General features: G+C 41.2%; 21 protein-coding genes and 1 tRNA gene. 5 read left to right on the top strand and 17 right to left on the bottom strand.

The genetic code is table 11. The annotated features are described in order from the left end of the window. The first annotated feature begins 76 nt into the window (after positions 1-76). Positions 77-1486 carry a polysaccharide deacetylase family protein gene (locus tag SB660_RS10810; RefSeq protein ID WP_410582486.1) on the top strand — a complete coding sequence of 470 codons (1410 nt, stop codon included), beginning with the start codon at positions 77-79 and terminating at the stop codon, positions 1484-1486. A gap of 14 nt (positions 1487-1500) precedes the next feature. Here SB660_RS10810 and abc-f read toward each other — a convergent pair whose 3' ends face one another. The 5 genes from abc-f to SB660_RS10835 all read right to left on the bottom strand — a co-directional run bounded on the left by abc-f (position 1501) and on the right by SB660_RS10835 (position 6264). Then, complete coding sequence (gene abc-f, locus SB660_RS10815) at positions 1501-3060, bottom strand: ribosomal protection-like ABC-F family protein (protein ID WP_410582559.1); 1560 nt, start codon at positions 3058-3060, stop codon at positions 1501-1503. Positions 3061-3551: 491 nt separating this feature from the next. After that, complete coding sequence (locus tag SB660_RS10820) at positions 3552-4721, bottom strand: macrolide family glycosyltransferase (RefSeq protein WP_180310052.1); 1170 nt, start codon at positions 4719-4721, stop codon at positions 3552-3554. A 263-nt stretch (positions 4722-4984) separates the two neighbouring features. Continuing rightward, on the bottom strand, positions 4985-5449 hold the full coding sequence (locus tag SB660_RS10825) for a DinB family protein (protein ID WP_306011232.1): 465 nt from the start codon (positions 5447-5449) through the stop codon (positions 4985-4987). Between the two features lie 316 nt (positions 5450-5765). Further along, positions 5766-5841, bottom strand: a tRNA-Arg gene (locus SB660_RS10830). 117 nt (positions 5842-5958) lie between these two features. After that, positions 5959-6264, bottom strand: coding sequence for a TM2 domain-containing protein (locus tag SB660_RS10835; RefSeq protein ID WP_050944247.1), 306 nt, complete (start codon positions 6262-6264; stop codon positions 5959-5961). A gap of 228 nt (positions 6265-6492) precedes the next feature. Between SB660_RS10835 and clpP the strand changes: the two genes are divergently transcribed. Then, entirely contained in the window at positions 6493-7089 is a 597-nt protein-coding gene (clpP, locus tag SB660_RS10840; protein ID WP_024719872.1) for an ATP-dependent Clp endopeptidase proteolytic subunit ClpP, read from the top strand. Between the two features lie 59 nt (positions 7090-7148). On the opposite strand, the gene SB660_RS10845 is transcribed toward clpP, so the two are convergent. Beyond that, the gene (locus SB660_RS10845; RefSeq protein WP_410582490.1) at positions 7149-7727 is read right to left on the bottom strand and encodes an LOG family protein; all 579 of its coding nucleotides are present in this window, start codon (positions 7725-7727) and stop codon (positions 7149-7151) included. A gap of 136 nt (positions 7728-7863) precedes the next feature. On the opposite strand from SB660_RS10845, the gene SB660_RS10850 reads away from it, so the two are divergent. Next, positions 7864-8193: a MazG nucleotide pyrophosphohydrolase domain-containing protein gene (locus tag SB660_RS10850; RefSeq protein ID WP_058013624.1), complete on the top strand. Its 330-nt coding sequence runs from the start codon at positions 7864-7866 to the stop codon at positions 8191-8193. A 28-nt stretch (positions 8194-8221) separates the two neighbouring features. On the opposite strand, the gene SB660_RS10855 is transcribed toward SB660_RS10850, so the two are convergent. Both SB660_RS10855 and SB660_RS10860 read right to left on the bottom strand, forming a co-directional pair. Continuing rightward, the gene (locus tag SB660_RS10855) at positions 8222-9844 is read right to left on the bottom strand and encodes a SulP family inorganic anion transporter (RefSeq protein WP_410582492.1); all 1623 of its coding nucleotides are present in this window, start codon (positions 9842-9844) and stop codon (positions 8222-8224) included. A 37-nt stretch (positions 9845-9881) separates the two neighbouring features. Beyond that, the gene (locus SB660_RS10860) at positions 9882-10463 is read right to left on the bottom strand and encodes a beta-class carbonic anhydrase (RefSeq protein ID WP_119125413.1); all 582 of its coding nucleotides are present in this window, start codon (positions 10461-10463) and stop codon (positions 9882-9884) included. 553 nt (positions 10464-11016) lie between these two features. On the opposite strand from SB660_RS10860, the gene SB660_RS10865 reads away from it, so the two are divergent. Together SB660_RS10865 and SB660_RS10870 are read left to right on the top strand one after the other, a co-directional pair. Beyond that, the gene (locus SB660_RS10865) at positions 11017-11994 is read left to right on the top strand and encodes a 2-hydroxyacid dehydrogenase (RefSeq protein WP_180310048.1); all 978 of its coding nucleotides are present in this window, start codon (positions 11017-11019) and stop codon (positions 11992-11994) included. Between the two features lie 232 nt (positions 11995-12226). Beyond that, entirely contained in the window at positions 12227-12667 is a 441-nt protein-coding gene (locus SB660_RS10870) for a ribonuclease (RefSeq protein ID WP_371869438.1), read from the top strand. Positions 12668-12716: 49 nt separating this feature from the next. On the opposite strand, the gene SB660_RS10875 is transcribed toward SB660_RS10870, so the two are convergent. The 9 genes from SB660_RS10875 to SB660_RS10915 form a co-directional block, all read right to left on the bottom strand. Continuing rightward, positions 12717-13460, bottom strand: a complete 744-nt coding sequence (locus SB660_RS10875) for an arylamine N-acetyltransferase family protein (protein WP_410582495.1) — start codon at positions 13458-13460, stop codon at positions 12717-12719. 39 nt (positions 13461-13499) lie between these two features. After that, on the bottom strand, positions 13500-13757 hold the full coding sequence (locus SB660_RS10880; protein ID WP_044139392.1) for an HPr family phosphocarrier protein: 258 nt from the start codon (positions 13755-13757) through the stop codon (positions 13500-13502). 26 nt (positions 13758-13783) lie between these two features. Continuing rightward, positions 13784-14734 (bottom strand): DNA-binding protein WhiA, encoded by a 951-nt coding sequence (gene whiA, locus SB660_RS10885; protein ID WP_003213321.1) that lies wholly within the window; start codon positions 14732-14734, stop codon positions 13784-13786. 17 nt (positions 14735-14751) lie between these two features. Continuing rightward, positions 14752-15711, bottom strand: a complete 960-nt coding sequence (locus SB660_RS10890; protein WP_169055754.1) for a gluconeogenesis factor YvcK family protein — start codon at positions 15709-15711, stop codon at positions 14752-14754. After that, a complete protein-coding gene (gene rapZ, locus SB660_RS10895) occupies positions 15712-16599 on the bottom strand; it encodes an RNase adapter RapZ (protein WP_058013892.1) in 888 nt (295 codons plus the stop codon). It abuts the gene before it with no gap. A gap of 39 nt (positions 16600-16638) precedes the next feature. Continuing rightward, entirely contained in the window at positions 16639-17103 is a 465-nt protein-coding gene (locus tag SB660_RS10900) for an 8-oxo-dGTP diphosphatase (protein ID WP_003213484.1), read from the bottom strand. Between the two features lie 356 nt (positions 17104-17459). Further along, positions 17460-18410 carry a thioredoxin-disulfide reductase gene (gene trxB / locus SB660_RS10905; protein ID WP_088001298.1) on the bottom strand — a complete coding sequence of 317 codons (951 nt, stop codon included), beginning with the start codon at positions 18408-18410 and terminating at the stop codon, positions 17460-17462. 233 nt (positions 18411-18643) lie between these two features. Then, the gene (locus SB660_RS10910; RefSeq protein ID WP_169055755.1) at positions 18644-20038 is read right to left on the bottom strand and encodes a C40 family peptidase; all 1395 of its coding nucleotides are present in this window, start codon (positions 20036-20038) and stop codon (positions 18644-18646) included. 363 nt (positions 20039-20401) lie between these two features. Then, positions 20402-21859, bottom strand: coding sequence for a tetratricopeptide repeat protein (locus SB660_RS10915; protein WP_144461771.1), 1458 nt, complete (start codon positions 21857-21859; stop codon positions 20402-20404). Between the last annotated feature and the right edge of the window lie 83 nt (positions 21860-21942).

Consider the following 21942-nt stretch of genomic DNA (forward strand, 5'->3'; position numbering starts at 1 on the left):
CAAATGTTATAAAAATATTACAAAAAGATGTCAAACCGATAAAGAATGGCCCGTCTTGAGAGGAGATTTGAACGTTGTGTCACTAAAGGGAAAATGGAGTATCGGCCTATTTGCACTTGCGATCGTCATTGGAATCGTCGCTTTCTTTCAGAATCAACAAGCAAGTGGGACCGAGAAGAAAAATGTAAAGCAGGATACGAACTATAAAAACGTCGAAATCGTTACTCTCGTAAATGACGGGAAATTTATGAGATATGCAGTCAACTATCCTCTTTTTCATCAACAAGAGCTAGATGACAAGATTCAAAGCTACGCCAATTCAGCTTTAGAGCATTTCAAAAAGACGTTTAGTGAAGCCAAAGACGTCGATGAAAACAAACGCTTTGAACTGAATATTGATTATGATATGGTGCATTATGCGAAGCAGTCTGCTGCGATTCGCTTTACGACTTATACCTATACAGGTCAGCAAAATGGGACCACCAATCATCTCACGATCAACTATGATTTTCAGAAAAAAACCTTTCTTGACACAAAAGATTTATTTCTGCCTAAAACCAACTTTTTGAAGAAATTATCCTACATTACATATTCGGAGCTTCAAAAGGACAAAACGTTATCTAAGGATCAGACGCTCCTTCAGAAAGGAACTGCCCCTACTGCTCAAAACTTCAGTCAATTTGCCTTGAAAGAGAAATATGTAGAATTTTATTTTCCAGCATCTCAAGTAGCCGGCGAAGATCTTGGTCCGCAAACACTCGCAATTAAAAAGACGCTGCTAAAAGATATATTAAAGCCAGAATATATGAATAAAACCAAAAATCAAAATGAAATGAAAGAACCAAATCCGAAAAGAAAAGCCGTCAAGCTGCCGCAAAAATCAAAGCTTGATCCAAATAAAAAAGCCATTGCCCTCACATTTGATGATGGTCCGAACCCAGCGACCACCTCAAAAATTTTAGAAGCACTGAAGGAAAATAAAGGACATGCGACCTTTTTCGTATTAGGCAGCAGGGTGCAGTATTATCCTAGTATGCTTGCCGATATTCTAAAAGGCGGGAATGAAATCGGAAACCATTCTTACAGTCATCCTTTATTAACAAGACTGCCTTTAAAGGAGGCGGTAAAACAAGTGAAGGACACTCAGAAGCTGATTGAGAAAGCGAGCGGGTATTTACCTACGCACTTTAGACCGCCATATGGTGGAACAAATCAAGACATCAATCAAGCGGTTGGGATGAAGGTCTCTTTATGGGATGTTGATCCTGAGGATTGGAAAATTCGCAACAGCCAGCAGATCACAAACCACGTTCTCTCACATGCAGCAGATGGCAGAACGGTGTTGATGCACGATATTTATGACAGCTCAGCTCAAGCAGCAGTGAAGATCATTCATGAACTCACCAAACAAGGCTATCAGCTCGTCACGGTCAGTGAACTTGATCAATTAAAAAAAGAACGGAATGAACAAGCCCCTGTGCAATAACACAGGGGTGTTCTTTATGACTCCAAAGATTTCTTTTGTTTCAATAATGCTTGAAATGTCTCCTCCAGCTCCTGAGACGGCTCAATACTTAACCGGCTGAGCACTTCAGACAGCTGTAAATCAATTAACAGCAGCTCCTCTTCTCTTTGGGTAACAGCTGGTTTGTCGTCTTTTTGTTTATACGCTTCATATGTCCCATCAAATGCTTCAATACGCTTTTCATGAACATGAAAAATGCGAGTCGCCACCTTCTCAACCAGTCTGCGATCATGGGAAACGAACACAACAGTACCAGGGTAATCCTTTAATAGACCTTCAAGCGCTTCAACTGCCGCCAGATCTAGAAAGTTCGTCGGTTCATCCAGCATGAGGACATTGGTATCGCTGACAAGCAAGGACGCCAGCATGGTCTTCACCCGTTCTCCCCCGCTTAATACCCCAACAGGTTTATGCACGTCATCTCCTCGAAATCCAAGTCTCGCTAAAACCGTTCGTACTACTGTCTCATCTTGAACTGCCTCTTTCAGCGCATTTTGTAAAATCGATTCATCTACCTTTAATCCTGAAAGATCCTGACGAAAATAGCCGAGCTTGACAGCTTCTGAGCGAGAAACTCCGGGATGTCCATTCACCAGCATTCGGAGAAATGTCGTTTTTCCGCTCCCATTCTTGCCAATGATGGCGACCTTGTCCCCGCCTCTCACTTCCACATTCGCCTGTTTCCAAAGCAATTGATCGCCCGCCTTGCCATCTACATTTTTCACTCGCAAAATGGTACGGCTCGCTACTTCTTTCATTGAATGCTGCGTCATTTGAATGGGCTGAATGTCTTTTACTTTCTCAACCTTTTCTAATTTGTCCATTCTTGTTTCAATCGATTTGGCTGTTTTTTGCAGTTTTTTTTGCTTATTTGCATAGTAGGGCTTTGCAATTTTTGGTCCTGATGATTTCAGCTTTTGGGATGGCTTTGTCGCTTTGTCGGCTTTTTTCTTTTTCTTTTCCAGCGCATGCTCTAACTGTTTTTTCTTTTGGGTATAAGCTTCGTACGCTTCCACCTGTTGACGATGCGCTAACTCTTTTTGCTGTGCAAATTGCGTGTAGTTACCTTTGTATTGATTGAGCCGTCCATGATCCAGCTCCCAAATCTCCGTACATACCGCATCTAAAAAAGCACGATCATGTGAAACGACAATAAGGGCTCCTTGATAATTGTTCAACTTCTCTTCCAGCCACTCAATGTGCTCTGTATCTAAATGAGTCGTTGGTTCATCTGCTAATAAAAGGGCAGAAGGACGGTTTAACGCGCTTTCAATATAAGACTGGGTCATCTCACCACCACTCTGTGTGCCATCCGCTTGTTTTAACTGAGGAAGCAGTATCCAGGTCGTTGTGGCAGCAAACGTGCCACTGTCTGGTTTCTCTTGCCCCGTGAGCACGTGTAATAATGTCGTTTTCCCGCTTCCATTTGCCCCGACAAGTCCAATGCGGTCACTTTGATGGATGGTAAGTTCCTCAATATCAAATAACAATCGATCTTTTCGAAACACTTTTAACTGATTGGCCTTTACTAACATCCAACCCTCTCCTTTCGTATCAGGAGACATGAAAAAGCCTCCCATTCTCAGAATAGGAGGCAAAATGGTGTACAAAAATAAGCGGATCAATTCCGGATGACGTGCCGTTCCTATATGAACACACACATCCCCCGTATCAATCTCCTCATTCTTTGATTCCCAAGCTGTACCATCCTATTCCGAAGCTAAAAAATGAAAACGCAGCAAACATGGCAAACCAATCGTTCGCTCACTGCCTTCGTTTTTTCATTTTGCTTACAGGTCATAGGATTAGTACTTCATTGCATTGGGTCACCCTTCCGTCGTTTGTTACGTTTACAATAAAAGATTGGTTATTTTTTGTCAAGCTGACATGGCATAAGTGGGTCCATTCATTTCAGCGTAATAGAAAACCTTCGAAGTCTTAGAAGGGCTGGTACCGAAGCTGAACGAATTCGACTTTTACGAACGTCAGACACCAAATGCGAGGGTTTGCCTACACGCTGACAGACTCATGATTGAGTCTGTTTCGTCTTCATCCATTGATCAATCGACCGCAATGCTTTATCGGTTCCACCTGCTGTTTGGAAGCTTTCTTCAATTTTTTCGATTCCAGCACGGTACGTATTACTTTCCAGAACAGATTCCACGGTTTCTCTTAGCTGCTTTGCTGTCAGTTGATCTTTATCAAGTGCACGGGCAGCAGATAGCTCGGTCAGTCTTTGTGCGACCATCGGCTGATCTTTGTCGATCGGAATGACGACCATCGGAACGTGATAATGAATGCCTTCATTGACACTGTTCATTCCGCCATGCGTCACAAACACATCTGTCAGCTCAAGCACTTCAAGCTGCGGCACATAAGGCTCGATCAGAAAATGAGAAGGTGCTTCTTTCAAGAGAGATCGATCTACTTTTTCACCTGTTGCGAGCACCACTTTTCCATCAAAATCGGCAAAGGCATCAATACACATATTAAAAAATGCTTCTGTATCCCCAAGAACGGTGCCCATCGAAATAAAGACGACTTTTTCTTGCTCAAGTGCTTCCAGCGGGAAATCATGCTGATCTGCCCTTTTTAGAAAGCTCGGTCCAATGAAAACAAATGAGTCGTTTACTGCATCAACAGACGGCTGAAAATATTCACTTGTATACACGATATTCAGTTCTCCGCGATTTTTCATGAATTGCATCAAACGCGTTGGCTGAACGCCAAAGCGCTCTTGTATGCTTTCTAACAGATGATCGGCTTTCTCATCCTTTCTGTATAGTGGTGTATCAAAATGCGCCTCTTGCAGCACAAAAGATGGGTTTGAACCGATCCCTGGAATTTGTAAGTAATCTCGAACAAGCTCTCCTGCCCCAAACATATCAAAATAGACAAAATCAAATGAATGCTGCTGAGAAAGTGTTTCCACCACCTCTAAAATATCAAATGATGTTTGCAGCATGGCATGAAAGAACGGCTGCATGGAATCGAGATTTCCTTCATCCACATGTAATGTCCGAATATAGTCTGGATGTTTATGTACGTGAGCGCCTAAGCGTTTGATTCGTTCCTCATAATGTACAGTTGTGACCGCATGCACTTCATCTCCACGATCCGCCCAAGCTTTGATGATCCCTAACATAGGATTCACATGACCTTCAGCAGGAAATGTAATCAATAAAATCTTCGCCACAAGAAACCCCTCCTCATTGTCAATTCTCTTCCATGTTAATCATATACAGCCAGCATGCTCAACAAATACGCCTGTAAAGGGAAGAAATGAGTCTTATGGCTAGTAATTTTAAGCAGATATCAAAAAAAGACAAAGCCCCCTGTTCAGTGCTTTGTCTTTTTTCTATTATTTTTTTTGAGCAGTATTTGTTTAAACGCAGCAGACTGTTTTTCAATAGAGATCGGATCAACATAGATAAATTCATTGATTGAAGTTGAAGAACATTATTCAAACATTAAAATTTTGAGGTCTTTATTGTAACAGTGAACAAGCATAGCATGTAATTGTCCCCTATGATGATATACATGTGCTAATATTTCTAACAACCATTCATACCTTGTATATGTCACACCCCAATATGAAGTGGTACGAGACAGTAGTTCTGTGTCCGATAATTTCATATAATTATTTTTTAATGAATGAAAATTAGTCATTAAACCATTTTCTATCGACTTTAAAGTTTTATATGATACATTAGCATAAAATTTTTCCATCTCTTCTTGGGTAGCCTCATTAGCAATACGCCAGTCCGCTTCACAAATGATCGCAATGTGTTCCAGCAACTCTCCGATAGACTGCTTATGAGGTGTTGGTCTTTTTTGTAAATCATCTTCTTCTAATTGACTTACTATTTTTATTAATGTTTTAACAGCTACTTCAATTTGATGTAAAACACTTTCACAATTCATGAGTGCCTCCTTATTAAAGGATTCTGCCCTTTTAGTTGAACAAGCTTTGGGAATATTGTTGATTCAATGATTTTAGACTCCAATTTTAGATTAACTTTACTTAATCACTATCATAAAGAAAATTTGTCTTTTTAACAATTTTAATCCGTGCTTTTTGGTACAAAATGAACTCCTTCACTTAAACGATGATAAATAGTGAAGTTCCTCTCAATTTACTCACGCAATGCCACTCATAAAAAAGCTGAAAACCCTTTATTTCAAAGGGTTTTCAGCTTTTTTCATAAATTATAAAACGAATCCTATCGGATACTATAGACGCGCTCGGAGGGATTCGAACCCCCGGCAGACGTGGTACCGGAAACCACCGCTCTATCCAACTGAGCTACGAGCGCACGATATGTTTTTTGAACGTCAGCATATCAAATTATAAGGGAAATGCTGCAAGAAAGCAATGATATTCTGATGACTTCAAAGAAGAAGCCTGCACCAAAAGATGCAGACATGTCTACTTATGCACTTTTAACAGATGCAATAATTTTTCGTTCCATGTTTTCATTTACTTCATCCACTGTTTTGACAAGACAAATGATCCCATCAATAAATGGCCAAATGAACAATGTCAACCATCCTAGTAGAAGCATGGTCACTGCATAGCCTTTCTTTTCATCAAGATAAAAACGATGAACGGCAATCGCTCCAAGGAACCACCACAAAATAAATACAACTAATTTCGACTTTTTTTTGGCTTGAAGTTCAGTTGATACAACAATACGCTGTTGATCAGTCAAACTACTTTTCTCCAAAAGATTATCCACTCTTTTTCCTTCTTTCTGACTATATATAATAATAACATAGGTAATATTACCTCATAACAGAAAGTTTTACCATATTTTTTTAAAACTTTTCCATGGTTTAAGAAAATAAATTTTTGGGAAAAATAACATGTGCCTGTCGAATTTTTTGATTGCGTTTTGTTTGACCTTTATTGACCAAAAATGTATCATTGAATTACATACTTACCTAAAAGGTGAAGGAGGAACATTATGAATTTAATACCTACAGTCATTGAGCAAACAAATCGTGGGGAAAGAGCTTACGACATTTATTCTCGTCTTTTAAAAGACCGTATTATCATGCTTGGTTCTGCGATCGATGACAATGTTGCCAACTCCATCGTGTCACAGCTGCTTTTCTTAGAAGCTGAAGATCCAGAAAAAGATATTTCTATCTACATTAACAGCCCTGGCGGTTCAATCACAGCTGGTATGGCCATTTACGATACGATGCAATTTATTAAACCAAAGGTATCAACCATTTGTATTGGTATGGCTGCATCTATGGGTGCGTTCCTGCTTGCTGCTGGTGAAAAAGGTAAGCGTTATGCCCTTCCAAACAGTGAAGTCATGATTCACCAACCACTAGGTGGTGCCCAAGGTCAAGCAACAGAAATTGAAATTGCGGCAAAACGAATCCTTTCTTTACGTGATAAACTGAACCAAGTACTTGCTGAACGTACTGGTCAGCCAATTGAAGTCATTGAGCGCGATACAGATCGTGACAACTTCAAAACAGCGGAAGAAGCACTTCAATACGGACTCATTGACAAAGTCTTGACCCGTAACTCAGAAGAACAAAAATAATATGACAAAACAAACCGTCTGCTCCTTGAACAGACGGTTTTTTGTGTTGAAAACACGCTTTACGACAGCTCCGTCCATTTCTGCTGAAGAGTTGGTGTTCGATAAGAAGACATCTGCGTGATTAATTCCTCCGGTTCGCTGGAGGCATGTAACAATTGGAGATGTGATTCATTCGAAAAACCTTCCTGTATACTAAACTTCACCATGTCTATGAGCGGATTGAAATAGTCATTCACTTGATATAAGCCAATTGGCTTTTGGTGAATACCGATTTGTGCCCAGCATAGCACCTCAAATAATTCTTCATATGTACCAAAGCCGCCTGGCATCGCAATAAATCCATCAGCCAGCTCACTCATTTTCGCTTTTCGTTCATGCATTCCTGTTACTTCGATTAACTTTGTCAGCTCTTGATGCACAACTTCTCCTCTAAAAAGCCCTTTAGGCATAACCCCAATGACTTGCCCGCCATGTCTTAAGACCTCATCTGCAATGGCACCCATCAATCCAATTCGTGAACCGCCATATACAAGACGGATGTCTTGCTCTGCCATATAAGTTCCCAGCTCTACAGCCTTTTCTTTGTAGACATCCTTCACGCCTGGATTCGAACCAGCAAACACACAAATCGTTTTCATCAAAACAGCTCCATCTCTCTCTATGATTTCTTCACCCACTCATTCTACTATAATTGTTTTTTAAAAAACAGCCGCTTCATCTATATATAGTGTAAAATCAAAAGGTGCACACCATATAAGGAGCTGTATAAAGAGAATGCAAACAAATGAGATGGAGAAATGGATCAAGGATTTTTACAAAAAAAGAAATTGGACAGAATACGGACCGTTTATCCGATTAGGGTTCCTGATGGAAGAAACAGGCGAACTCGCTCGCGCTGTTAGAGCCATCGAAATCGGACGTGACCGGCCTGACGAGCAAAAACAAAACTCAGCTGAGTTGAAGAAAGAACTCGTTGAAGAAATGGGAGATGTATTAGGAAATCTACTCATTTTAGCCGATCTCTATGATGTCACAGTAGAAGAGATTTTCTCCTCTCATCAACAGAAACTCACAAAGCGTTTTTCAGAACTGAAAAGCACGTGACCACATCGTCACGTGCTTTTTTCCACCTTTATAGATGCTGTGGTGAAATATCATCTGTTCGTTCAAAGAAATGCTGTTTTCCAATATGATGGAAAAGGCCTGTCCGACGCAAAAGCTCTTTCGGCTGTGATTGAAGTCCGACAATCATCAGCTTACCATTATGGTGCTTTAACCGATTGGAGATATTCATCAGCACCGCTTCTGCTGATGTGTCCATATAATTGACTTTATTCATGAGCAGAATGAGCGTTTTCGGCTTTGTCTGAACATGGTCCAGAATCGAGTTTTCGAGTGAATCTGTTGTTCCGAAAAACAACGGCCCTTCAATGGCGTACATACTGATGCCTTGCTGGCCTGTCTGTTTTTCTAAAGCAGCTGCTGTTTCCATTTGGGGAACCGCAATGTTTGGATGAATGCTCGTTGTCTGGCTCATTTTCTTGATAAAAGCAATAAAGGCTAAAATGAGCCCAGCGGTGACGCCAATAATCAAATCACCGATGACCGTCAGCAGGAAGGTCACAACAAGTACAAGTGAATCCGCATTTTTCACTTTTACAATATTGATAAACTCTTTTTTCTCACTCATATTCCAAGCCACAAACATCAAAATCGGTGCCATCGCAGCAAGTGGAATCATCGACGCATATGGTGCAAACAGCATTAAGATGAGCAAGACGACGACACCATGCACGACACCTGAAATCGGGCTTACTCCGCCATTTTTAATATTTGTTGCCGTACGGGCAATCGCCCCAGTCGCCGGAATTCCTCCGAACAGCGGTGCCGCCATATTGGCAATTCCTTGCCCGACAAGCTCCTTATTGCTGTCATGCTTTGAGCCTTTCATATTGTCTGCGACCATTGCGGATAAAATTGATTCCACGCCGCCTAAAAGCGCAATAACAATCGCTGGAGGGAGAAGGTATATCATTTTTTCAATCGTTACTTCAGGAAAAGCAAAGCTTGGCAGCTGACGAGGAATTTCCCCATATGCCGAGCCGATCGTTTCAACTTGTCCTTGAAAAAAGAGAACAGCTAGAAACGTTGAAGCCAATAGACCTAATAGAGCACCAGGTATTTTAGGAATGTATTTTTGTGCCGCCAAAATCACAATAAGCCCAATCACAGCTGTAATGATGGCAAGACTGTTTGTGGTACCGAGATGGACCACAATTTCTCTCATATTGAGGAAAAAGCTTTCATGCTTTTCAACACCCTTTAATCCGAGGAAGTTGGCAATCTGCCCTGAAAAAATAATGACAGCAATGCCAGCAGTAAAGCCGATGATAACCGGACGAGGAATAAATTTCATGAGCTTCCCTAGCTTGAATATCCCGAATAAGACAAGCATACACCCTGCCATAAAACCGGCAATGAGTAAGTTTTCGATACCGTATTGGCTGACGATACCAAATAAAATCGGAACAAACGCCCCAGTCGGCCCACCGATCTGATACTTTGAACCACCAAACAATGAAATCAAAATGCCGGCAACGATGACTGTGTATAATCCATATTCTGGTCCGACACCAGATGCAATGGCAAAAGCCATGCCTAAAGGAATTGCCACAACGCCCACGACAAGCCCAGCGATTAAATCACGTCTAAACTTTGATGAATCATATCCTTCAAATCTTCCATAAAAACGCATGGTATGTGTTGGCCTCCTTCAAGTATGTGTAGATGATTTAGGTATACTGCGCGTCAATCTGTTTATCTTTCACAACGACATCCAGTTTTCCCGTTGCTGGATGAATGACAAGTCCATGAACAGACACATCACTTGGCATCAATGGATGCTCTTTGACCAATTTCACACTTTGAGACACGCTCTCTTCAACCGAATCAAAGCCTGTCAGCCATCCCTTTAAATCAACTCCTGAGTTTTTCACGATGCTCAAACATTTCTCTTCAATGCCGCGTGCTTTCGCCTTTTCAAGTAAAGGCTCTGCCGCAAGACCTGCCATTCCGCATTCATGATGTCCTACAATGCATACCTCTTCTGCCTTCAGCTCATAGATAGCTAATAGAATACTCCTCATCACACTGCCAAAAGGATGTGTGACGATGGCGCCCGCATTTTTAATGATCTTTGCATCACCGTTGCGCAGCCCCATGGATTGCGGCAATAATTCCAAAAGACGTGTATCCATACAAGTTAATATAACGAGTTTCTTTTCAGGAAATTTCCCCGCTTTGTAAGGCTCATAATGTCTCTCATGTACGAACTCTGAATTGTGCTGAAGAATCTGTTCTAATTTTGATCCCATCTTGCCATCTCCCATCTTTTTATAAATCACGTAAGCTACTGCCCGTCCTCCTTTTCTTTCGTGTGTTCTCAAGCATAAAGATGAAAGATGATAGAAAAAAAAGAAAAAAATGAGAAAACGATGAGAAGAAATGTGATCATTTTCTCTCATTTACGCTTCATCGCAAGGGGGACGCGGTCTTCCTTTCAATCTATCGTTCTCTGCTCGGCAAAAGACGATGAAATGGTTTAGTAGAAAATGACCTTCCCGATTAATATGTTTCAAATATAATCATTTTTCTATCAAAAAATCTCGATCTTTTTTCCAGTTTGTCAGATAATCTCTCAGAAAAACCGGCTTTTTCATATGTCACATCTCCCATTAGCTGATTTCCATCTAAGTAAAAAATGCATCAGATGGCATATGAATAACCTTGTTCACTAAGAAAATGTCTCTCTTTTCCGTTATTTTAGTATATTAAATATTGAGCAGATAACCTTCAGACGTGTTTAGCCTAAATGGTTGCTTTATAATAAAAGGAGCAAGATGATCATGTGAGAGGAGCGAGTTGACAGTGAAACCACACATTTTTGTCGCCAAACCATTACCTGCCTCATTTGAGGAAATACTAAAGGAACATTGTACATACGAGGTGTGGCAATCAAAAGACCCCATTCCAAAAGATATTTTATTTCAAAAACTGCAGCATGCTGATGGTCTTTTAACGTCTGGGACGAAAATCGATCAAGAGCTATTAGATCATGCACCAAAACTCAAAGTAGTGAGCAACAACTCCGTTGGCTATGACAACTTCGATATAGAAGTGATGAGGCAAAGAGGCGTAATTGGAACACACACGCCTCATACACTCGACCATACTGTGGCTGACCTTGCATTTTCACTCATTCTTTCCTCTGCGCGAAGAATTGCCGAGCTTGATCGTTTTATCCGTGAGGGGAAATGGACGAAATTTGTACAGGAAGAGGATATCTTTGGCATCGATGTCCATCATCAAACACTTGGCATTATTGGCATGGGGCGAATCGGAGAGCAAGTCGCCAAACGAGCTTCACATGGTTTTGATATGAATGTCCTGTACCATAACCGCAGCCGGAATGAAAAGGCTGAATCAGCATATGGCGCTTTATATTGCACACTTGATGACCTGCTAAAGCAAGCTGATATCATTGTGTTGATTACACCGCTGACCGATGAAACGTATCATATGATTGGTGAACGAGAATTGAAGTTAATGAAGCAATCGGCTTTATTCGTAAACATCTCCCGCGGGAAAACAGTGGACGAAAAAAGCCTCATTCAAGCGCTTCAAGAGGGATGGATCAAAGGCGCAGGTCTTGATGTATTTGAACAGGAACCGCTTCAGGAGAATCATCCTTTCAAAGAAATGAACAATGTCACCCTTGTTCCTCACATCGGTTCCGCTACTGAAACAACGCGGGATCTTATGCTGAAACGAGCCATTCATAATGTGATTCATGGAATTGATGGCAAAGCTCCTGTAGATATTGTAAAAGAGCTTGCTTCATCTTAATCGGCAAAGACGCAGGATTCAGAGCTGCGTCTTTTTATTTATTTCATCAGAAGGGTATCAGGAGAAAAGCCTCATTTTAGCAAAGATCCTGTTTCTTTACATTTCCTTCATGTTCGGGTGCTATAATATGAGGTAGACAAGCATCAAGAGGACAGCTTCCGATTTCCTTAATAGGAGGATGAAGATGAAAAAAATCAGTTCGGTTTTTACTATGTTTGCTCTGATCGCTGCTATTCTGTTTTCTGGTTTTATTCCGCAGCAAGCCTATGCTGAAACACCACTTACACCGACCGCCACAAATGAAACAGCTTCTATTCAACTGACATCAGATGTTCATACCCTTGCCGTCATTAATACGTTTGATGGTGTAGCAGATTATTTGATTCGCTACAAACGACTTCCCGATAACTACATCACAAAATCACAAGCAAGTGCGCTTGGATGGGTGGCATCAAAGGGAAATCTAGCAGAGGTTGCCCCAGGCAAAAGCATCGGTGGAGATGTATTTTCTAACCGGGAGGGACGTCTTCCTTCAGCAAGCGGCAGAACATGGCGCGAGGCCGATATCAACTACGTCTCAGGCTTCCGCAATGCTGACCGCCTCGTGTATTCAAGCGACTGGCTCATTTATAAAACAACAGACCATTACGCGACATTCACGCGTATTCGTTGATCAATCAAAAAACAGCCCCATTTGATAAAGGGCTGTTTTTTGATGCTGCTTATGGAAGCAGCGTTTTCACATATTCCTCAAAAGGAAGAGGCAGCGGTTTTTTCGACACTTCTTCGTGTTCATGTGTGGTGACATGATCCTCGGTGACGATTACACGCCCTGTTGGTGTGAGTTTTGATGCAAGTGGTCTTTTGTTAAAAGGAGAAGCTTCATTTTCATAAATCTGCTTTCTCATTTGGACCAATGTAGGCTCACTCACCTCTTCTAATATGAATGCATAGCCTGTTTCAGCGCCTTCTCCTCTATCTAATTGGAGAAGATGCGTACCTTTTTCGGTTTTCTCTTCTTTGACTCGAAACCGAATAGATGCTCCTTCCACCCATTCCTCAGTAAAGGGTACAGGCTGGAGAGGTAAATTCACACCAAAACCCGCATCAATCAGATACCGTTCGCTGTGATGATTCAACGTCATGGCTACGTGCGTACCATCAATTGCCCATGCACCCGCCTCCTTGTTATACACGGTCCCTTGAACGAGCTGTACAGCGAGTCCTGCCTCTTTTAACACATAATATAAAAGAGGATTGAGATCGTAACAAAGACCTCCTCTGCTGCCTTCAAGAAGATGCTGCTTCAACCCTTCTTGATTCAAGGCATAGGATTGTTTGTTCAGCACAGATCTATTTTCAAATGGAAAGGTGTAGGCCATCTTTTTTAATAATGCAGGCAGGTCATCAAAGGTGATGGACTGTCCTTCATATCCGATCTTCTGCAAAAATGCTGATTGCATCATGTTCATTCCCTTCTAAAAAAACTGAGTCTGTGAAGAGACTCAGTTTTCTTGATTGATAAAATCCGTTAACGCATCAATAGCTTCTTGTTCATCCGCACCATCTGCTATCAGTTTGACAGTGACCCCAGAGCTGATCGCAAGGCTCATGAGACCCATAATGCTCTTCGCATTGACTCTTTTTCCGTCCTTCTCTAGAAAAATTTCAGCCCCAAAGCGATTCGCTTCCTGTACGAACAAAGCAGCGGGACGTGCCTGCAAGCCTGTTTTCAACTGGATGGTGACCGTTTTTTCCACCATATGATCTGCCTCCCTTTTTCATTCTCCTATTTGAGTGTAACAGCTTGTCCGTTTCGTAATTGTTCTGCAATTTGATCTAGCTTTCTTAAGCGGTGATTAATGCCTGATTTGCTGATCTTGCCGCTTTCCACCATTTCTCCCAGTTCCTTTAGCGTGACCTCTTGATAGTCGACTCTCAGTTTTGCAATTTCACGCAGCTTATCTGGCAGGGCATCAAGTCCAATTTTTTCATCAATGAATTGAATGTTCTCGACCTGGCGCAGCGATGCACCAATCGTTTTATTCAAGTTGGCTGTTTCACAATTGACGAGCCGGTTCACGGAATTCCGCATATCACGGACGATCCGAACGTCTTCGAAGCGAAGAAGTGAATTATGTGCACCTACAACACTTAAGAATTCGGTAATTTTTTCGGCTTCTTTCATATATGTGATGTAGCCTTTTTTACGCTCAAGTGTTTTACTGTTGAGATGGAATTGGTTCATCAGCTCACAAAGGGCATCATTGTGTTCTTTATATAGTGAAAAAATCTCAAGGTGATAGGAAGACGTTTCTGGATTATTTACAGAACCGCCTGCTAAAAAAGCACCTCTCATATAGGAGCGCTTACAGCATCTTTTCTTTACAAGCTCTTCTGAAATATTGCGCTCAAATACAAATTGCTCACCTAATATTTTCAAATCCTCTAAAATGGTTTTCGCTCGTTCTACCAGTCTGACAATATACACATTATTCTTTTTTAATCTCATTTTCTTACGAACGAGCAGCTCGACTGTGACATCATATTTCTTTTTCAGCAGCGTATAAATCCGTCTTGCGATAGCTGCGTTCTCTGTTTGTATATCTAAAATTAATTTTCGATTAGAGAAAGATAATGAACCGTTCATACGGATGAGGGCAGAAAGCTCTGCTTTTGTGCAGCAGTCCTTCACGTCCAGATTAGTCAGCTCTTTTTTTGTTTCGGATGCAAATGACATCCTTGCCACCCCCATTCCTATTTTTTCTTATGCAGCAGGTCGACAAGCAGCGCAGCTACTTTCAGCGTGTCGTGACGAATCACATGCTGGTCGTATGTAATGATTTCTCCAGGAATGACTTCCAGTCCCATTGCCTTGAGTACATCTGTGTCGAACTGTACAGGCTGTGCCTGTTCTTCTGCATATTTTGCTTTGATCTCTTCTGGAATTTCTTTGTTATTCACAAAAATGGTATCAATAAATGGACGATCCATATGATCGTTTAATGCCTGCACATGATCAGCTGCACTGTAGGAGAGCGTTTCCCCTGGCTGCGTCATGACATTGCAAATATACACTTTTTTCGCCTTAGAACGAATCACTTCTTCGCCAATATGCGGTACAAGCAAGTTTGGCAAGATACTTGTATACAAGCTGCCAGGTCCAAGGACGATCAAGTCGGCTTCACGAATGACTTGAATCGATTCTGGGAGCGGCTCAATCGTATCGGGTGTGAGGAACACTCGTTTAATTCGCTCACCATAGGTTGGGATTTTTGATTCTCCTGTTACCACTTGCCCATTTTCTAATTCAGCATGAAGAACAACACTTGAATTCGCTGCTGGTAAGACTTTTCCTCTCACATTTAAGACCTTGCTCATTTCTGTGACGGCATGAAAAAAATCACCGGTTATATTTGTCATGGCCGCAAGAATGAGGTTGCCAAGAGAGTGGCCTGTTAAGTCATTCCCTTTGTTAAAACGGTGCTGAAATAAGTCTTCTACAAGCGGTTCAACATCAGAAAGAGCCGCAAGGACATTCCGAATATCGCCTGGAGGCGGAATATTCAAATCATGCCGCAGTCTGCCTGAGCTTCCTCCGTCATCAGCAACCGTTACAATAGCGGTAATATCCACTGGCTTTGTTTTTAGCCCTCTGAGCAAAACAGATAAGCCAGTGCCCCCGCCAAGAATGACCACCTTTGGAAGTGTCGTCATCTATTTTCTGCTTCTCTTTTCAATGTCCCGGTGAGTGACATGAGTATAGTAGTCATTTTTAAAATACTCCGATAAGTAGTTCGCTAGCGTCACTGATCGGTGCTGTCCGCCTGTACAGCCAATAGCGATCACAAGCTGACTTTTCCCTTCTCGTTTATAGGCCGGAAGCATAAAGCTGAGAAGGTCAATTAATTTCTCTGTGAATTTTTGTGTCTCGCTCCATTTCATTACATAGGAGCGCACTTCTTCATCGTTTCCAGTCTGTGGACGCATGCTCTCAATATAGTAAGGATTCGGCAGAAATCTCACATCAAATACAAGATCAGCATCAATCGGCAGACCGTATTTAAAACCGAAGGACATCACATTCACTGTAAACACCTGCCCTTGGCTCGTGGCAAAGTGTGCGACAATTTTTTCTCGAAGCTGTTTGGGTTTTAAATCCGATGTATCAAAAATCATTTGAGCCCGGCCTTTTAACTCTTCTAACAGATCGCGTTCCATCTCGATTCCTTCGAGCGGCAAACCTGTAGTCGCAAGAGGATGCGAACGTCTCGTTTCTTTGTATCTTGAGACAAGTACCTTATCGTTTGCATCTAGAAATAATATTCTTGGTGTGATCCAGCCAAGATCACTCATTTCATCTAAGGCTGCAATTAAGCTGTCAAAGAATTCTCGTCCGCGCAAATCCATCACAAGGGCAACCTTGCTCATCTTAGAATTCGATTCTTTCATGAGTTCTAGAAACTTTGGTAAAAGTGATGGCGGCAAGTTATCTACACAGAAGTAACCTAAATCTTCAAAGCTTTGAATGGCAACGGTTTTCCCCGCACCTGACATTCCTGTAATAATCACAAGCTGAATATCTTCTTGTTTGTGCGTATTCATGCCTGCTTCCTCTCCTTCTTTATAAAAACGGTTCATATATTAGTCTCCTTGAGGATCTAACCGATAAGCAATCAATTCAAAATCAGGTGTATACGTAAAAGTACCGTGCAGAAGTCCTTTTCCCTTTAGCATGAAATCAAGAATATGAGAATCTCCTGGTGCCATCGGTAAATGCGGCACATCCTTTACTTCATGCCACTTTAAAATGCCTTCCTCTGACTCTGTCACGTTTTTTCCAGTAAATGAATCTGCCATAAAGGTAAACATCATCCACTCTTGAACGATTTGATCGCCTTCTTTTATGATAAAGGTAAAAACACCTTTTAACTGTGGATTTAAAATATAAATTCCTGTTTCTTCCCTATATTCTCGAACGACTGAATCCTTAACCGATTCTCCGCTTTCCATTTTGCCGCCCGGCGCTACCCACCAGCCCCGTCTTGGCTTTTGCAGCAAGAGAACTTGATCTTCGTGATGCAGCACACAATTGGTTACTCGTTGCATCAGCTGTCACCTACTCTTTTATGTCTTTAACTTATTATACAGGTTCATCCTGACTCCCACAATGAACATGCCCCTTCTTCACCGAAATCAGACCGAATTTCGTCTGAAAGGAGTGGCGGGCAATTTCTCTACTCTTTATTTTACAGCATCTAATGGTTCTCCATGCGTCATTTGTGAACATCTCATGAATTTCTGATTTTAAGCAAAAAAAAGACACGGATTCTCATCCGTGCCAAACATGTATTCCTTATAAAAGGGGGTCAATTACTAGTTTTATCATAACGGAAAATTGTTTCACCCGTGTTACATTCCAGTTAAAAGCCCATGACGCTATATTAAGGATTTACGACAGCCTTTTATTTCGCTGCTTTCAGCTTTTCAGCAAGTTCTTCTACATAATGCTGTGCGCTTTGTGCGGCAATACTTCCGTCACCTGTTGCTGTCACAATTTGGCGGAGTGTTTTTTCACGAATGTCACCAGCGGCGAAAATGCCTTCCACTCTTGTTTCCATTCTTTCGTTTGTCTCGATATATCCTTCTTCATTTGTAATGCCGAGATTTTCGAATGGTTTAGATAGTGGGAGCATCCCGATATAGATAAAGACGCCGTCTGTTTTAAAATCTTCTTCTTCACCAGTCACCGTATCAATCAGGGTTACACTGCCGACTTTACCGTTTTCTTCATTGATTTGTTTAACGGTTTTGTTCCACATGAAGTCGATTTTTTCATTATCAAAAGCACGCGCTTGTAAAATGCTTTGGGCACGAAGTTTATCGCGTCTATGAACGATTGTTACTTTTGACGCAAAGCGTGTAAGGTATACGCCCTCTTCTACCGCAGAGTCTCCTCCACCAATGACGACGAGCTCTTTGTTTTTAAAGAAAGCACCGTCACATACTGCACAGTAAGAGACGCCTCGGCCGCCAAGTTCTTTTTCACCTGGTGCACCGATTTTTTTGTATTCCGCACCTGCTGAAATAATGACAGAGCGTCCTTTGTATTCTTTTGAACCGGCTTTGACGATTTTGTACTCTTCACCGTCAACGATTTCTTTGATATCGCCATATGCATACTCAGCACCGAATTTCTTCGCATGGTCAAACATTTTATTTGAAAGTTCTGGCCCTAAAATGCTTTCAAAGCCAGGATAGTTCTCGACATCTTCTGTATTAGCCATTTGACCGCCTGGAATCCCTCTTTCAATCATCAATGTTGAAAGATTTCCACGTGATGTATAAACAGCGGCTGTCATTCCGGCAGGTCCCGCTCCAATGATGATCGTATCGTAGATTTTTTCTTCTGACACAACTGTCACTCCCTCTTCAATTGCTGCTAGCATTTCTTATTAGAATGCCCTTGGGTGATGCTTCCATTCATGACAGAAAGCATCAATTCCACTCTTACTTTTATTCCTTACCCATATCCTATTAAATCTGCGGATAATAAGCGAATCATTTGCTCATATCTTCAAAAAAAGAAAAAGCTTCCTTAAACTGCTGTTTAAGGAAGCCTGTTTACGGTTATATAGTAAATAATGATTTATTCAACGACTCTTCTTACAACGCCATTGAATGCTTTTTTCCAATAAACATTGCTCATAGAGTCAACTGAAACACCGCGAGAGCTGTTATCGTTCAAGAATGTACCGTTTCCTAAGTAAATACCAACGTGTCCATTTACTTTATACGTATCAAAGAACACAAGGTCTCCGCGTTTCATGTCAGATGCACTTACAGCTCTTCCTTTACCTACAAGCGTATCTGTTGTTGTACCGCCAACTGGTCCAAGGTTGATCCCTGCTGATGCAAATGCCCAGCGAACGAATGAAGAACAGTCAAAACGACGTGCGTTAATATCAGCTTGTGATCTGCCGCCAGCCCATTTATATGGAGATTGTCCAACAATGGAAGAACCTGTGCTGATCGCACCTTCGATTCCGCCTACGTTACTGCTGACAGGTGATCCACCGCCAGTAGATGGCTTCTTGCTTGGTGAACTGCTGTTGTTGTTATTATTATCGTTGTTGTTTGAAGATCCACTGTTACTGTTATTTGAAGACGGGCTGCTGTCGTTAGTTGAGCTGTTGTCTTCTGCTTGAACACTAGCTTGACGCTGCTGTTGTCTTTGTACTTTTTCTTCCTTTGCTTTTTGAGCTGCTTCTCTTGCTTCTTTTTCAGCTTGTTTTTGAGCAGCGATTGTTGCGTCTTTTTCAGATGCAATGCTGTTAGCCTCACTGTTTAATTCGCTGATTTGAGAAGAAGCACTTCCTTTTTGCTTTTTCACTTGCTTGAATAGCTTGTCTTTTTCATCAAGCTGTTTATTCAAGTCAGTTTGAAGTGTTTCAAGCTTTGCAAGTGTCTTTTGAACATCTTCAAGCTTTGTGTTTAATTCGTTTTCAGACTTTTGAAGCTCAGCTTTGTCTTTTTCTTGCTCTTTAATGATTTCGCTGTCTGCGTTGATGAGTGTAGATACTGCACCTGCACGGCTGATGAAATCGCTAAAGCTTTTCGCTCCTAGTAACACATCTATGTATTTCGTAGAACCGCCGCTTTCTTGAAGCGCACGTACACGCTTTTTCAAGAATTTGTTTCGATCTTCAATACGTTTTTCAGTATCAGCAATGTCTTTTTTCAGTGCATTGATTTCTTTTTTCGTTTGTTCATTTTCTTTTTGTTTTTCTTCGATTTGATCACTTGTTTTTAAAGCTTTCTCGTCAATTTCCTTTAGCTTTAGTGCAAGTGCCTCTTGTTTTGCTTCAAGCTTTGAAAGCTCATCTTTTTTCTTTTGAAGGTTTTTGTTGACCTCAGATTGCTTGCTGTCCAGCTCTTGTTTCTTTTGTTCAAAGTTCTGTGCGTTTGCTTCATGAGTAAATGGGATAAATAAACCGCTCGCTCCGATGACCGAAGCTAAACCGAAAGTAATAAACTTTTTCACGAATAGTTCCTCCTTTGACAATTTCCAAGCGACATTAGAAAGCAGCAAATTCTCTGCGACCAATCTGTGCTATCTATGTCTTTCTTCCTGATTGATCAGTCAGATGTTGACCAGATTGTTTCTATCACTAGGTGTTTCATTATGTATAGTAAAATATCTAAATATATGTCTTTGTTTTAATCCACGATTTTCATTATACATGAGACATCGACAAAATGAGCTAATATTTTTATTACATTTATGTTTCAAAAACATGTCGTGATTGTCATACTTCGCCAAATCCTTGCAAATCCCACCTTTTTATCCAAGAAAAAAGCATGACCTTTTTGGCCATGCTGCAATCTTCTAAATCTATTTACCTATTTAATCAATTAATGTACAAATGACTTGTTCATATTTAGACAGTGTTTGAACACTGATTTGAAAAGAGGATGCAATCTCTTTTTTGCTCATAGATTCTTCTTGCTCCTGCATCCATAAATAATAAGATGCTGCTGCCCATGCAGGCGCATTTTTCTTATCTATGCCAGAAGCACGTGCCTGCTGAATGATATGGAATAACCAAAAATAAGGCATATGGCTGTCAGGCTGAACAGCTTCTTCCAAGCTGGATGCCGCCTGTTTTGTGAAAACCGCATCTTCTGAAAAAGACCGTTCTTTCATTTCATCTTCGTATAAGAGCAGTTCAATGAATTGCTGTTCAAAGGCTGTTTTTGCTGCGCGTGCGTCAAGGACAGATTGAAGAACGTCACGTTCCCCTTTTTGTTTGCTTACATAGTACGCCGTCAGCCGCTCCTCAATGGAGACCATTGGCTCAGTCTCCTCAGGTTTATCCTGCCATGGCTTGATTTCATCTGCATCGATATCTTCTTCGACCATCTTATCCCAAACCGTCTGCGCAAGCGTTTTATGACCTGTATAATAAGCTGCGCTTGCAAGCCAGTATAAAAATGTACTATCTCCTTGAAAGCCTGTTTTGTATAAAGAATAAAGCCATTTAAAGGCCCATTCAAATTCTCCAACTAGGGCAAATGTTGCGCCAAGCTTATAACGCTGTTCACTTAATATTGGATACACGTGCGTTAATTGCTTTGCTAACGTCTTGACCTTCTCTTCTTCTTTTTCATAATGATAGAAGACTAGCTGGTTGCAAAGGGCATGCAGATTACCCGGATTTTCATGTAAAACCCGGTTCAGCATCTCTTTTGCCTGATGGATTTGACCAGAATAAAAATAGGCCAATGCGAGATTATTATACGCTGACCAAAATTCTGGATACTCAACAATCATCTGTTCCAGCATCTCAATGGCTTCATCAAGCCTGCCGCTTTCCAGTAAGTGATTTGCTTGATCCTGCTTCACAATCAGGTCATCCTGATCGTAAGGAAAATCTTCGTCCTCTTCGTCACTCATATCGAGCAAGTCGAGAAGGTCATCATTTTCATCTGCAAATTCTCCGTTCTCTTCTAATGAAGCATAGGCAGTCGCTGACCTATATGCCTCTTGAAAGAGTCCTAAATTCGCATAATTATTGGCTTTAAAATAGTGACACTCAGACATATTTTCATCAATATGCTCAAGGATGAAATCAAGCAGTTCATTTGATTGTTGGTAATGACCCATTTCAGTATAAATAATAGCAAGCTGTGACAGCATTTCTACATTTTCAGGCTCGAGTACGATAGCCCGCTGTATGAGCTTACTTGCTCTAGATAGATTTCTTTCTCTATAAGCTTTTAGACCTTTATGAAAAAAGTAATGCCCATCTTGGAAGAGCTGGACGACTTGTGTGTGATTATTTTGAGAAGTGTATTTACTCACTGATACCCTCCATTTCGAACAGTGTACCGTGTGTAGTATAACATACTTCAAGAGTCGTCACATAGAACAAAAGAAAAGGAAGG

The sequence above is a fragment of the Bacillus sp. SIMBA_005 genome (assembly GCF_046535585.1).
Classification (GTDB): Bacteria; Bacillota; Bacilli; order Bacillales; family Bacillaceae; genus Bacillus; species Bacillus pumilus.

Bases quoted from the DNA above. Each gene is read 5' to 3' on its own strand.
- SB660_RS10845 (WP_410582490.1), bottom strand. From the start codon at position 7,727: ATGAAAACGATTTGTGTGTTTGCTGGTTCGAATCCAGGCGTGAAGGAT.
- SB660_RS10875 (WP_410582495.1), bottom strand. From the start codon at position 13,460: ATGATGCAATCAGCATTTTTGCAGAAGATCGGATATGAAGGACAGTCC.
- SB660_RS10900 (WP_003213484.1), bottom strand. From the start codon at position 17,103: ATGCAACGAGTAACCAATTGTGTGCTGCATCACGAAGATCAAGTTCTC.
- SB660_RS10855 (WP_410582492.1), bottom strand. From the start codon at position 9,844: ATGCGTTTTTATGGAAGATTTGAAGGATATGATTCATCAAAGTTTAGA.
- abc-f (WP_410582559.1), bottom strand. From the start codon at position 3,060: ATGTTAGTAAAGGCCAATCAGTTAAAAGTGTTTCGAAAAGATCGATTG.
- whiA (WP_003213321.1), bottom strand. From the start codon at position 14,734: ATGTCATTTGCATCCGAAACAAAAAAAGAGCTGACTAATCTGGACGTG.
- SB660_RS10890 (WP_169055754.1), bottom strand. From the start codon at position 15,711: ATGACGACACTTCCAAAGGTGGTCATTCTTGGCGGGGGCACTGGCTTA.
- SB660_RS10825 (WP_306011232.1), bottom strand. From the start codon at position 5,449: ATGAATTGTGAAAGTGTTTTACATCAAATTGAAGTAGCTGTTAAAACA.
- SB660_RS10860 (WP_119125413.1), bottom strand. From the start codon at position 10,463: ATGGGATCAAAATTAGAACAGATTCTTCAGCACAATTCAGAGTTCGTA.
- clpP (WP_024719872.1), top strand. From the start codon at position 6,493: ATGAATTTAATACCTACAGTCATTGAGCAAACAAATCGTGGGGAAAGA.
- SB660_RS10850 (WP_058013624.1), top strand. From the start codon at position 7,864: ATGCAAACAAATGAGATGGAGAAATGGATCAAGGATTTTTACAAAAAA.
- rapZ (WP_058013892.1), bottom strand. From the start codon at position 16,599: ATGAATACGCACAAACAAGAAGATATTCAGCTTGTGATTATTACAGGA.
- SB660_RS10880 (WP_044139392.1), bottom strand. From the start codon at position 13,757: ATGGTGGAAAAAACGGTCACCATCCAGTTGAAAACAGGCTTGCAGGCA.